Source organism: Aurantibacter sp. UH7 (assembly GCF_056839165.1).
The window spans coordinates 4,041,106-4,054,182 of the sequence record NZ_CM166388.1 but is presented as its reverse complement, the minus strand read 5'-3'; the positions used below and the strand labels follow the sequence as shown (position 1 = coordinate 4,054,182).

Here is a 13,077-nt window from a genome sequence, read left to right as displayed (position 1 = left end):
GGTGCGTCGAAATCACTCTTTCATGCATAATTAGTTCAAATACAATGACGATACGAGTTTTTCTTGGTTACTTTACAGCATGGAAACTTTTGAAGATTTTAAAATAAAAAAATTACTAAAGCGAGCGGTTGACGATTTAGGCTTTGACACTGCTACCCCTATTCAACAAGAATCGTATTCTACGATTCTTGGAGGAGCCGATTTTGTGGGAATTGCACAAACCGGAACTGGTAAAACAATTGCTTACTTACTTCCTATTTTACAAGATTTAAAATTTTCAGATCAACAACAACCAAGAGTTTTAATACTTGCCCCTACTAGAGAATTGGTAATACAAATCGTTGCACAAATAGAAAAGCTAACACCTTATTTAAGTGTGCGTGTGGCTGGTGTATACGGTGGAAGTAGTAATATTAAAGCTCAAAAAAGAGCTGTCGCAGATGGACTAGATATTATTGTAGGTACACCTAGAAGATTGTATGACCTCGCACTATCGAATGTACTTCGTTTAAAATCTGTTAAAAAATTGGTGATAGATGAAGTTGATATTATGCTGGATTTTGGCTTTAAAACACAGTTGAAAAATATCTTTGAATATTTACCCAAAAAGAGACAAAATATTCTTTTTTCTGCAACAATGACAACTTATGTAGATGAATTAATGGATGATTTTTTAATTAATCCGGTTAAGAAAACCATCTCAATAAGCGGAACTCCTTTAGATACAATTAGTCAGGAATCGTATACTGTTCCAAATTTTTACACTAAAACAAATTTATTAAACCACCTATTAGCAGATAAGGAAACCCATAACAAGGTTTTAATATTTGTTGCCAGTAAAGTGAGTGCCGACAGGCTTGCGGAAGTCTTAGATTTCGAATCTGAAATATCTGTAATTCACTCGAGTAAAGAACAAAATCATCGTGTTAAATCGATAGATAAATTTACAAGTGGTAAAAGTAGAATTCTAGTTGCTACAGATGTAATTGCTCGTGGAATTGATATCGAAAAAATAAGTACCGTTATTAGTTTTGAAACTCCTTTTTATCCTGAAAACTATATACATCGAATTGGCCGAACGGGTCGTGCCGGTGAAAAAGGAAAGTCTATACTTTTATATCAAGAGAAGGAGACACCCCTAAAGGAGGCTATTGAAAACTTAATGAATTACAAAATACCTTTTATTGAATTTCCGCAAGAAGTACTTGTTAGTACCGAACTAACCCCCGAGGAAGACATTAAACCCATAAACTTAGAGGAAGAGGAAGACAACAAATCTGCATTGGAAACTGGTGCTTCATTTCATGAGAAATCCGCTAAAAACAGTAAAGAAAGACCAAAGGAGAAGAGTTATGAGCGGAAATTAAAAAAGAAATATAAAAAACCACAAAGACGTGGGGATAAAATTCAGAATAAGAAAAGAAAAAATAAACGTTAGTGTTTTAATTCGGATACGGCATACATTTGCTTACATCCATTTTCATTTTGTCACCGCTTTTATGTTTTTTTAAAGCGATGTTTAGTTTTGAATGTTCCCCATAACATTAAAAATTGACAATATTCATGGCGAAGAATAGAGATAATTCCATTGAAATAGATAAAAAGGATTTCAAAAGAATAGGTTACCAATTAATAGATAGTATTGCAGATTTTATTGATACTATTGATGAAAAACAAGTGACTCCAGGCGAACTGCCATCTACTTTACAAAAGTTAATAGGCGATAATTCTTTACCTGAAAATGGAAAATCAGCAGAAGTATTACTATCTGATACTTCTAAATTACTATTTCAACATTCTTTGTTTAATGGGCACCCAAAATTTATGGGGTATATAACTTCTTCGGCTGCTCCTATTGGAGCTTTGGCAGATTTATTGGCGGCTGCTGTTAATCCAAATGTAGGTGCACATATTCTAAGTCCGATAGCTACAGAAATTGAAAAACAAACTATAGGTTGGTTAGCAGATTTTATAGGTGTTTCCTCAGACTATGGGGGAATCTTAGTAAGTGGCGGTAATATGGCAAATTTCACTGCTTTTCTTGCTGCAAGAACTGCTAAAGCACCTAAAAACATCAAGAGCAAAGGCGTTTCAAATGCTACGAACCAACTTACGGTTTATTGCTCTAAAACAACGCACACTTGGATTGAGAAAGCTGCTGTTTTATTTGGACTTGGAACTGATGCTGTGCGATGGGTTCCTACTACATCATCAAATCAAATAGATGAAAAAATCTTAGAAGAAACTATAAAATCTGATTTAAATAATGGATGTCTACCGATTATGGTAGTTGGTACTGCTGGTGATGTAAGTACCGGAGTTGTAGATAACCTTAACAACCTTGCAGCGCTTAGTAAAAAGTATAATATGTGGTTTCATATTGATGGAGCTTACGGTGTGCCTGCAGCTATAATTCCTGAATTAAAGAATATTTTTAACGGTATTTCTGAAGCTGATTCTATTGCACTTGACCCGCACAAATGGCTATATAGTCCATTAGAAGCAGGATGTACATTGGTGAAGAATCCACAGCATTTACTAGATACCTATAGTTCGCATCCAGAATATTATAATTTTAGTAGTACCGAAGGGGAAGTAGCCCAAAATTTCTATGAATTCGGTTTACAGAATTCAAGAGGGTTTAGAGCTCTAAAAGTTTGGCTAACGTTACAACAAGTCGGTAAAAGTGGTTATAGAAAACTAATTGGAGAAGATATTGAATTGTCCAAACTACTTTTTCAACAAGCTGAAAACCATAGAGAATTACAGGCTGCCACTCAAAATTTAAGCATTACTACATTTAGATATGTACCTTCAGATTCGAAATATGGTGAAGATGATATGTACTTAAATAAGCTAAATGAACAATTGTTAAACGATTTGCAAAAAGGTGGTGAGGTATTTTTATCAAATGCAGTTATAAATGATCTGTATTACTTACGTGCCTGTATTGTAAATTTTAGAACTACAGAAAAAGACGTTGCAGAAATTATAGAAATTGTTGTTCGAGAAGGTAGAAAAATACATCTAAATCTGAGTGAAGCTTAAATTAATTACGATTCTCAACATTCTTTAAATAGTGCTTCTTCAGCACTTTATATGCTTTAACAGCATAAATAGTATATTTTAGTAAAATAATTCTCCAATAGTGCAACCTTCTTCAATAGTACTTGTCTTTAGAGTAACATTAGGTAGTTGAGTAGGTTAAAACCAAACTGAATTCATTGAAAACCGATATACGTTTTACGCATCAAGATCTTGTTGAAAAATGCAAGAAAGGTCATCGTAATGCCCAATACGAACTGTATTCGCTTTACGTAGATGCCATGTATAACATAGGTTTTCGCATGTTAGACAGTAAAGAAGATGCGGAAGATATTGTTCAGGAGAGTTTTGTAAATGCCTTCAAAAACCTTGAAAGTTTTAATTATGATAGTACGTTCGGGTCATGGCTTAAACGTATCGTAATCAATAAGAGTATTAACCACCTTAAAGCAAAAAGATTAGCTGTAGTACCTATAGATGCTCATGAATTTCATTTGCATGATGAAAAACCAATAGAGACAGAAGCCGCTGATATTAGAAAAGTAAAAGCAGGTATAGAAAAACTTCCTAATGGTTATAAACAAATAATCAATTTGTATTTGATAGAAGGTTATGACCACATTGAAATCGGAGAAGTACTAGATATTTCAACATCAACATCGAAATCTCAGTACCACCGAGCAAAAAAGAAATTAGTAGAACTGATAAAGGAATTGTAATGGACAATTTTGAAAAACATATAAGAGAGAATGCTTCAACATTCGATGAACATAAAGCGGATCGTGCCGCTATGTGGTCGAAAATAGCTCAGGAGCTAGATAGTGAAGAACCCAAGGTAATACCCTTATGGAGATCACCCATGCTGAAAATCGCTGCCAGTATTTTATTAGTAATCGGTCTTGCAGGCTTTGTTGGCATATCAATTTTTGGTTCAAACGTCTCTGAAGAAGCCCAGTATGCTTCTCGAGAATTATTGGACATAGACATGCATTATAAAAATTTGGTGTCTTATCAAGTACAATTAGTACAGAACCATCCAAAATTATCTGCAACAGACAAGGTTGAATTCTTGTCTTTTATGGAAGAGTTAGATACTGAATACGAGTATTTGAAATTAGAAATGCAAAAGAATTTAGATAACGAATTGGTCTTGGAGGCTATAGTATCTAACTATAAAAAACGCATCGAACTTATAGAACATCTATTAAAACAGATTAACGATTCTAAAATTACAGAAGAAGATTATGGATACACATTGTAAAAAACTACTGTGGCTAGCCCTAGTGCTTGTTCTTGGGCAGTCGGTTACTCTGGCACAAGATAAAGTATCTAAAGAGATATCGAAATCATATGCCATGACACATGCCGGTGAATTTCAATTAGAAAATAAATATGGCGACGTTCATGTTTATGGATGGGATAAAGACAAAATCTCTGTAGATATAGCTATTACCGTAAACTATAGAAAAAGAGACAATGCAAAAGAATTGTTAGATAGAATACGACCAATTATTGAGCATAATGGAGATTTCTTGTTGATAACCTATGAGGTTGCAGAAAAGAGTAGCGGTTTCTTTGCTAAACTTTTTGAAGAAGCTAATCCATTCGACTTTAATCGAAGTAATATTCAAATAGATTATACAGTTCACATGCCATTAAAAGCAAAATTGAAAGTGAACAATACTTTTGGTGATGTTTTTATTGAAGATTGGAAAGGAAAATTAAAAGCGACAATCGAACATGGTGATTTATTTATAAATGACAATTTAACTAATGCTGATGTTTTAATGAGATATGGAAAATTTCGCGGACAGAACATTAGTTATGGTAGTATAGAAATAAAAAATGGCAACCTTAATTTAGCGGATTCTAAAAGCCTACGAGTTAATAGTAGTGGAACGGACATAGTTTTGCAAAAAATTGGATCCCTTGAAATTAATTCTAATAAAGATGATATCACATTAGAAGAAGTTAACACCATTTACGGGAGCCTAAAATTTACAACATTACAATTAGAACGCCTAGGCGAAAACACAGACTTATCACTAAGAATTTCAGACTTTAGGGTGGCACATATTATTGATCCAAATGCTGAGATAATTTTAGAACAAGAAGCATCTGAAATTAGTTTGAACGTAACCGACTTTTCACATCGCTTTGAGGCTACGGTAGAAGAAGGTTTGGTACGATTGCCTAAATCTTTTGAAAATATAAATTCTAAAATGTTAGATAAAGGAAAAAAGCTTCGTGAAATAAAAGCCACTTACGGCGAAAACAAGCAAGGAAGCATTTCAATTACAGGTAATAAAGGAGTAATCTTATTGAGAGAATTTTAATCTTTTAATAAAAAAACGAATCACATGCAACCCTTTAATAAATTAGGTTGTCTATATAAGTAATCAATCAATACACTAAAAAAAATGAACAATCAAAAAGCAATTACACTCTTATTATTCTTTTTAATAGGCATAATAAGCTACGGACAAGAAGATAATAATGAAGAAGAGGATTATGTAGAATTTAATGACCGAAAAAATGTAGTACACGGGGTTTATCTCGGACTAAATATGCGGGTTGGTGAAATAATGGATAAAGATGCATACATGGCTGGTCTTAAAGTCGCGTATGTTGCAAACCAACAATTTGAAGTTGGATTTGAAGGTAATTTTCTTTATTCGGAACAAGATATTTACAACACTACACTTTCAAGAAATGAAGATTTAATAGGAGTATATGGCGGGTTACATTTAGAGCCAATTCTTTTTAGCAAATCTAGGGTCAATTTGTCCTTCCCATTGTTGATTGGAGTCGGAGGTGTAGGTTATATTGACAATGATTTTCATAATAATGATTATGAAGAAGAATTAGATGAGGACGATTTCGATGGCTTTTTCGTAGCCGAACCTGGCGTAAACGTACTTTTTAATATCTCTAGATATCTACAATTAGAAGCAGGCATTAGATATCGTTTTACAAGTAAAATCGACTTAGTACCTAACAGTATAGACAGGGTAAATGGATTCTCAGCTGGTATTGGTGTTAAAGTAGGAGTTTTTAATATGGGTAAAAATCGTTATAAGAAGAAAATATAAAACTATGTCATATGAAAAACAAGGTAATATGGTTTACATCACCAAAAAATATTATTAAATCGAAACATGTTTACTCTGAAAATAATCAGGTTTTCCTTAAAGAAAATACAGAAGAAACATTATTAAATGAAACTTGGTATCCAATAAATTTTCAGTGGATTCCAGTAGTCGAATTAAAAGAAAGTTTAAAGGTTTAAACAGCAACATCAATCATCAATCATCAATCATCAATCATCAATCATCAATCATCAATCTATTGACAAGTAGATTATTAAATCAATCAAAATGAAAACACAAAAATTAATTATTGTACTATTCCTAAGTTTAGGATTATTTACTTCTTGCGATCATGATACCATTAGAGCTTCTGGAGAAGTTACCTCATTAAGTTATTCCGTACCTGAATATTCTGAAATTAAAGTTTCAAACGCTTTTAATACCTATGTGACTTTTTCAGATACTGAAGAAAGTATTCGCATAGAAGCGAACGAGAATGTTCACGATAGAATTATTGTTCAACGAGATGGAGATCGTTTAATAATACGATTAAAGAACATCACTAATGTGAAAGGTAATGCTACTTTAAACGCATACATTACTACTAAGAATATCTACGAATTTGATATGGAAGGTGCTTCCAGTCTTTTCTTGGAAAATGAATGGAATACTGAAAATGGAAAAATAGAACTTTCTGGTGCAGCTGATTTTATTGGCGAAATTAATGCCGACCGAATAGAACTAGATTTAAGAGGTGCTTCTGAGGCTAATATGTATGGTACCATTGGTACACTTCATGCAGACTTATCTGGCAGTAGTGATATTCGTGATTATGACCTTTATGTAGACAAGCTAAATATTGACATGTCTGGTGCAAGTGAAGCTTATTTATCTGTAAATGAGACTATCGATATTAAGGCTTCTGGTGCTAGTGAGTTAAATTTTAAAGGCAATGCAACTATCGACCGTAAAAAGTTATCTGGGGCGTCAGAAATTAAAAATAAAAACTAAAGAGAGATTAGATATATACTATTTATCTGGAAGAACAGTAACTTTAAGTTGCTGTTCTTTTTTGTTCTCTAATACTTTAAATCGTATTCTATATAGTTCTTCTCCCCAAATAGGGTATAATTTTGAATCGGCTGCTATTGTTATATTTTCAATTTCAGGTTTTAATACTTCAGGATTATATTTCATAAATAATGCATCTTTACGTTCGCCTAATCGAAGTGTACCATGCTTCGTTAATTTTGGGGCTGATGCTGCCATAAAATTAAGATGTGTTACACCCCCATTTTCTACAAGTGAATATGTATCTGATATTTCAAAACTATTCTTTCTAAACAAGGTGTAACTGCGTTTCCAATTTAAAACTTCAGCTTCTTTTGGGTATGCTTCTGAAATATCTAGTGAATAATAAACTTTGTCATTATCTGATTCATAAACAACATTTTTTGCTTTAAATTGAGCTCCATCTTTTTGGCCTATTCCATTTATGGTGGGTAGGTTATGAAAGCCAGATTGCATGGTCCAAATAGAATATCGGTCGTCACTAAATGTTTTAGCAGTATAGGTATCTACTCCTACATCAATAAGCGTTGGCTTACCATTATAGTATAAGATAAAACTACCAACATCATTGTGATTATGGCTTTCTAAATTATGACCTCCTTTAGCGGCAAAATAAAAGCCGTTACTATTGCCCTCAAAATCTCGAGCACCCATAATTTCTGTATTGGGTAGGTGAAAATCTTTTATAAGAGGTTCTGTCGGGGTAGCATTATTTAATTCATTTACACTAAAAAGATTATCTAACGCAATCTCTATTTTTCCTTTAAAAATACTATCGCCGTAATCCCGTTTCTTTGCCATAAATGCTCCAAATCCACTCATTATTGAATCGTTGATGCGTTTACCATAGCGATAAATAATGTTGGGTCTTGATTTTAGTTTAGCAGATGCATCAGCGAAATTCACAAAATATTCGTCGTGGATATAGGCCTTATATATATAAGTGCCAATGTTTTTCACAAGCTGTTCGTCATAGATATTGATTTTGCCATTACTGCCTTTGTAAAGCAATTCTAAATAATCAAATAATTTACCACCAGCATGACTCCAATAACTTGGCCCCTCTTCGCAACCACCATCATCTTTATAATAATTTAGAAATTCGTCTACAGAAAGCATACTTTTTTGCACATTAACACTTCTTGTAATTGAATCTTTTTCTAAAAGCATAATACAGTTTAAAGCATTATAATTACACCACGGATTCCAATTATTTACTCTCTCATTGGTATACCCCATCCAACCGAAATCACTTCGGGTATAGTATGGTTTTAATACTTTTTCATATATTTCAAATCGTAACCTTTTTAAAATTAATGGATTTACTTTGTCTATTTCTTCTTCTAAAAAATAGTGTGTCCATGCTAGATTAGCAGCAACCTTTCCAACACCTAAATCTATTGTTGGTTCTAATACATCTGGAATTCCGGCACCAACGCGTTGCAGTCCCAAATGGGCGGAATTTCCCCAATAGGTTTGTTCACTATAATAAAATATTCCGTTAATAATGTCTTTTAGAAAACGACCTTTACCTTCTATAAGTTCAGCCAATACCAAAATTTCAAAAGCTTCTAAATTTTTACGATATGGCTTTTCCATAATCGTTCTGCTTCCGCTTTTTGTAAATTCTAAATAATGAGAAACGGGAATATATTTCCATTCAAAATTTAAATAACCTTCACCCTCTTTTATATATCCTTCTTTTAAATTTTGCGGAATTTTTTGCCATGCTACCCTATTTTTATATTTAGGATATGAGACCCAAGATTGATCTTTTATAATATGTTTTTTAATAGTGTCATACGAATAATTACCACTAAGCAAATTGCGATATGCTTGGGCATTTGTATTTTGTATGCTAATAATAAGAATAGTAAAAAATAGTAGAACTCTCATCAAGGGTTTGGTTTTAATAAATTTTTGAAATTTATTTTTTGGCCCTAGTAAGTTCACAATTTCTATAATTACAAACAAGTATTCAACTCAGTAAATGAATGAATTATTATTTATGTCTATTAAGTAGTTCTGCTTCAATATCTTTAAGTGTAAATCCTTTCGCTTGAAGCAATATTAAATAATGGAATAACAAATCTGCACTTTCGTATAAGAATAGCTCATCGTTAGAATCCATAGCTTCTATTACAGTTTCTACAGCCTCTTCGCCAACTTTCTGCGCTATCTTATTAATACCTTTTTCAAATAACGAAGCAACATAAGATTTGCTAGAATCGGAAGAAGTTCGTCGCTGCTCAATTACATTCTCTAATTGGGAGAAAAAACCGAAGTTTGAATTGTTTTTCTCACTCCAACATGTATCCGTACCTGTGTGACATGTTGGACCTACCGGATTTACTGAAACCAATAAAGTATCATTATCACAATCGTTTTTAATACTTACCAGATTTAGAAAATTGCCACTCTCTTCACCTTTTGTCCACAAGCGTTTTTTCGAACGACTATAAAAAGTAACTTTCTTGGTTTCCTCAGTTTTTGCTAACGCTTCAGCATTCATATACCCTAACATTAATACATTTTTAGTAGTAGCATCTTGTATTATAGCTGGTACTAAACCGTCTGTGTTCTTATCGAAATCTATTTTCATTTTATATTTATTTGTTCGCTTCTATTAAAAATGATTGAAGAAATCTCAAATTAATAGTCGTTAACTTTTAAACTTAATTCATTCGCAAAAGATAAATCGGAAAACCTAATTCTTGCTCTTCATTAAAAATTTTTAATCCAAATTTTTGATATAATTTCACATGATCTTCAGAAGCTGTATCTACAATTACCGGTAAGGTGTTGTCTTTAAAATCACTAAATACCTGCATAATTAATTTTGCCGCTGTAGTGGTACCTTTATATTCATTTTTAACAGCAAAGATCATTGGACGTATGTATTTTCCTTTTGGATAATTGCGCTTAATAATATTCTGTCGTTTTAAAACTTTACCAACACGTGTTATTCCAATACCTTTAAAGGCTAATTTTAATGATGATACTAATGCAGAAAAACTAAACTTATCTTTATGCGCATAAGTTATTAATAAACAACTAGCTCGATTATCTGATAAAAATATCTCACCTGTTCGCATCGCTTTATCAAATAAATACTCCATTAGAATCGTCATTCGTTCTTTTCGTTTGTCATCTTGTTTAAGAACAAAATTGATGGAATTATCATCATCAAGTGGTTCAAATGCTTCAACCAAAATATCAACAACTAGCTTCTTATCTTTATACTCTGCTCTAATCAATGTTACTATACAATTTTTAAACACGCACAGGAATTCCATTATCCTGTAAATTCGTTTTTAACGTTTTTATTTTAATTTCTTTAAAGTGAAATACACTTGCTGCTAGTGCGGCATCGGCTTTACCATCAATAAAAGTATCTGTAAAATGCTGAATGTTTCCAGCGCCTCCGGATGCAATAATAGGAATATTTAATTCCTCAGATAATCTTGATAGCGCAATATTTGCAAAGCCATTCTTGGTTCCATCATGATCCATTGAGGTGAATAATATTTCACCAGCACCTCGTTCTTCAACTTCTTTTGCCCATTCAAACAATTTACGTTCGGTAGGCACCTTGCCCCCTACCAAATGTACAATCCATTCTCCGTCTATCTGTTTTGCATCTATTGCAACTACAATACATTGTGAACCAAACTTAGCCGCTAAATCATTAATTAATTGTGGGTTTTTAACCGCAGAAGAATTAATCGAAACTTTATCTGCTCCATTGTGCAGTAGAATATCTACATCTTCAATAGACGAAATACCACCACCAACTGTAAACGGAATATTTACTTTTTTGGCAACATGATATACCAAGTCTGCCAATGTTTTACGTTTTTGTTCTGTAGCAGATATATCAAGAAAAACTAATTCATCAGCACCTTCTCTACTATAAATTTCGGCTAATTCAACAGGGTCTCCTGCATCACGAAGATCAACAAAATTTACACCCTTTACGGTTCGACCGTCTTTAATGTCTAAACAGGGAATTATTCTTTTTGCAAGCACCTTTTATTTGTTTTTTGTATTTAAATCTCGTCCTTCATAAAAGCCAAGGTCTTTATTCTTAAGTTGTTTCACCCAAAAGGCAATTTGCCCTGTATGGTAAGAATAATGTTCGACAGCATGCATAATTATACCCACACCTGAAAATGAAAACCCCTGAACAGATCTAACCTTTAGCAGCTGTTCTATCTTAACGTCAAAAATAACTCGCTTAGCAGTATCCACTGTTTCTTCTAATTTCTTTAATAATTCTTCTTTACTATAACCAGCATCATTTGAAAATTCGAAATCACGATTTCGAATATCTTCAGTTTCTCCTAATGATGAAATTATATACTGACTAATATTACCGCATAAATGCAAAATTAAATTTGCAATGCTATTTAAAGATTCATTTGGTTTTTGCCATATTTCTTCTTCCGAAATAGACAACAAACTTTTTTGTATCATACGCGTACTTTCGTCCATGCGATACAAAGCATTGTTTACCAATTCCTGTGCTAATTTATCTTCTACGCCCATTAAGAAAGAATATAATTTTCTAATTGTTTTAAGCTAATTCTATTTTCATAAATTGCTTTACCTATAATTGTACCCTCACAACCTAGCTCAGCAAGGCGTGGTAATTCATCAAAGGTCGAAATTCCACCAGAAGCGATTAATTTTAATCCATTGGTTTTCGAGCCTTTTATAATCTTTTCATATAATTTAAAAGAAGGGCCTTCTAACATACCGTCTTTACTAATATCTGTACAAATTACATATTCGATTCCTTGTTTTTGATATGCTTGTATAAAAGGTATTAGCTCTTCTTTAGATTCTTCTTGCCAACCAGAAACAGCTACTTTTTCATCCATAGCATCAGCACCTAGGATTATTTTATCAGCACCATATTTCTGTATCCAACCAATAAAAGTCTCACTATCTTTTACAGCTATACTGCCACCAGTAATTTGGCCAGCACCACTTTCAAAGGCAATTCTCAAATCATCATCAGTTTTTAAACCACCCCCAAAATCAATTTTTAATGATGTTTTTATGGCGATTTGTTCTAACACTCTATGGTTGACAATGTGCTTCGATTTCGCACCATCTAAATCAACTAAGTGCAAATGCTGAATACCGTGTGCTTCGAATTGTTTTGCAACTTCCAGAGGGTTTTCATTATATACTTTTTTAGTATCATAATCTCCTTTAGACAATCGAACACATTGCCCTTCTATAATATCAATTGCAGGTATAATTCTCATGTTTTTATAGCACTTAAATTTCTAAAAAGTTACGTAATATTAACTCGCCTACTTCGCTACTTTTTTCTGGGTGGAACTGTGTTCCATAAAAATTATCTTTTTGTAATGCTGCACTATATTTCACATCATATTCAGACTCGGCAATAGTTTCATCACAAACGGGTGCATAAAAACTATGTACCAAATAAATATGTTCGTTTTCACTTACGCTTTTAAACAAGTTAGATTTTAAATTGCTGATTTGATTCCATCCTATTTGCGGAACTTTTACTTTATTTGAAAATCTGACAACATCAATATCAAAAATCCCTAATCCTTTTGTATCACCTTCTTCAGATGAGTTACACATTAATTGCATTCCCAAACAGATACCTAAAACAGGTTGTTTTAATTCGGTGATGCAAGTGTGCAGTCCACTTTCTAATAATTTTGACATTGCACTACTAGCCTCACCTACCCCAGGAAATATAACCTTATCCGCAGCGATAATTTCATCTATATTATTGCTCAAAACAGCTTCATACCCTAAACGCTGTATGGCGAATTTGATACTCTGAATATTACCTGCACCGTAATTAATTATTACTATTTTCATT

15 protein-coding genes are annotated in these 13,077 nt (G+C 32.9%); 8 read left to right on the top strand and 7 right to left on the bottom strand.

All coding sequences use genetic code 11. The features are described from left to right. Nucleotides 1-79: 79 nt before the first annotated feature. The 8 genes from UH7x_RS17170 (at nucleotide 80) to UH7x_RS17135 (ending at nucleotide 7,145) form a co-directional block, all read left to right on the top strand. Nucleotides 80-1,438: a DEAD/DEAH box helicase gene (locus UH7x_RS17170; RefSeq protein WP_482361149.1), complete on the top strand. Its 1,359-nt coding sequence runs from the start codon at nucleotides 80-82 to the stop codon at nucleotides 1,436-1,438. 125 nt (nucleotides 1,439-1,563) lie between these two features. Beyond that, on the top strand, nucleotides 1,564-3,048 hold the full coding sequence (locus UH7x_RS17165; protein WP_482361148.1) for a pyridoxal phosphate-dependent decarboxylase family protein: 1,485 nt from the start codon (nucleotides 1,564-1,566) through the stop codon (nucleotides 3,046-3,048). 176 nt (nucleotides 3,049-3,224) lie between these two features. After that, the gene (locus UH7x_RS17160; RefSeq protein ID WP_482361147.1) at nucleotides 3,225-3,764 is read left to right on the top strand and encodes an RNA polymerase sigma factor; all 540 of its coding nucleotides are present in this window, start codon (nucleotides 3,225-3,227) and stop codon (nucleotides 3,762-3,764) included. Next, on the top strand, nucleotides 3,764-4,306 hold the full coding sequence (locus UH7x_RS17155; protein WP_482361146.1) for a hypothetical protein: 543 nt from the start codon (nucleotides 3,764-3,766) through the stop codon (nucleotides 4,304-4,306). Before UH7x_RS17160 ends, UH7x_RS17155 begins: the two co-directional genes overlap by 1 nt. Further along, nucleotides 4,290-5,381 (top strand): hypothetical protein, encoded by a 1,092-nt coding sequence (locus tag UH7x_RS17150; protein WP_482361145.1) that lies wholly within the window; start codon nucleotides 4,290-4,292, stop codon nucleotides 5,379-5,381. The genes UH7x_RS17155 and UH7x_RS17150 overlap by 17 nt, the downstream gene beginning before the upstream one ends. Nucleotides 5,382-5,465: 84 nt before the next feature. Further along, nucleotides 5,466-6,137 (top strand): hypothetical protein, encoded by a 672-nt coding sequence (locus UH7x_RS17145; RefSeq protein WP_482361144.1) that lies wholly within the window; start codon nucleotides 5,466-5,468, stop codon nucleotides 6,135-6,137. Between the two features lie 11 nt (nucleotides 6,138-6,148). Beyond that, on the top strand, nucleotides 6,149-6,334 hold the full coding sequence (locus UH7x_RS17140) for a hypothetical protein (protein ID WP_482361143.1): 186 nt from the start codon (nucleotides 6,149-6,151) through the stop codon (nucleotides 6,332-6,334). A gap of 88 nt (nucleotides 6,335-6,422) precedes the next feature. Next, on the top strand, nucleotides 6,423-7,145 hold the full coding sequence (locus UH7x_RS17135; RefSeq protein ID WP_482361142.1) for a head GIN domain-containing protein: 723 nt from the start codon (nucleotides 6,423-6,425) through the stop codon (nucleotides 7,143-7,145). 18 nt (nucleotides 7,146-7,163) lie between these two features. Here UH7x_RS17135 and UH7x_RS17130 read toward each other — a convergent pair whose 3' ends face one another. From UH7x_RS17130 to hisH, 7 genes are all read right to left on the bottom strand, one after another. Further along, nucleotides 7,164-9,101 carry a heparinase II/III domain-containing protein gene (locus tag UH7x_RS17130; protein WP_482361141.1) on the bottom strand — a complete coding sequence of 646 codons (1,938 nt, stop codon included), beginning with the start codon at nucleotides 9,099-9,101 and terminating at the stop codon, nucleotides 7,164-7,166. 106 nt (nucleotides 9,102-9,207) lie between these two features. Beyond that, nucleotides 9,208-9,807: a bifunctional phosphoribosyl-AMP cyclohydrolase/phosphoribosyl-ATP diphosphatase HisIE gene (hisIE, locus tag UH7x_RS17125; RefSeq protein ID WP_482361140.1), complete on the bottom strand. Its 600-nt coding sequence runs from the start codon at nucleotides 9,805-9,807 to the stop codon at nucleotides 9,208-9,210. A gap of 73 nt (nucleotides 9,808-9,880) precedes the next feature. Further along, nucleotides 9,881-10,462, bottom strand: a complete 582-nt coding sequence (locus UH7x_RS17120) for a GNAT family N-acetyltransferase (RefSeq protein WP_482361139.1) — start codon at nucleotides 10,460-10,462, stop codon at nucleotides 9,881-9,883. 16 nt (nucleotides 10,463-10,478) lie between these two features. Further along, on the bottom strand, nucleotides 10,479-11,234 hold the full coding sequence (hisF, locus tag UH7x_RS17115) for an imidazole glycerol phosphate synthase subunit HisF (protein ID WP_482361138.1): 756 nt from the start codon (nucleotides 11,232-11,234) through the stop codon (nucleotides 10,479-10,481). Between the two features lie 3 nt (nucleotides 11,235-11,237). Further along, nucleotides 11,238-11,753 carry a DinB family protein gene (locus UH7x_RS17110; RefSeq protein ID WP_482361137.1) on the bottom strand — a complete coding sequence of 172 codons (516 nt, stop codon included), beginning with the start codon at nucleotides 11,751-11,753 and terminating at the stop codon, nucleotides 11,238-11,240. Continuing rightward, complete coding sequence (gene hisA / locus UH7x_RS17105; RefSeq protein WP_482361136.1) at nucleotides 11,753-12,481, bottom strand: 1-(5-phosphoribosyl)-5-[(5-phosphoribosylamino)methylideneamino]imidazole-4-carboxamide isomerase; 729 nt, start codon at nucleotides 12,479-12,481, stop codon at nucleotides 11,753-11,755. Before hisA ends, UH7x_RS17110 begins: the two co-directional genes overlap by 1 nt. 13 nt (nucleotides 12,482-12,494) lie before the next feature. Beyond that, complete coding sequence (gene hisH, locus UH7x_RS17100) at nucleotides 12,495-13,076, bottom strand: imidazole glycerol phosphate synthase subunit HisH (protein ID WP_482361135.1); 582 nt, start codon at nucleotides 13,074-13,076, stop codon at nucleotides 12,495-12,497. Between the last annotated feature and the right edge of the window lies 1 nt (nucleotide 13,077).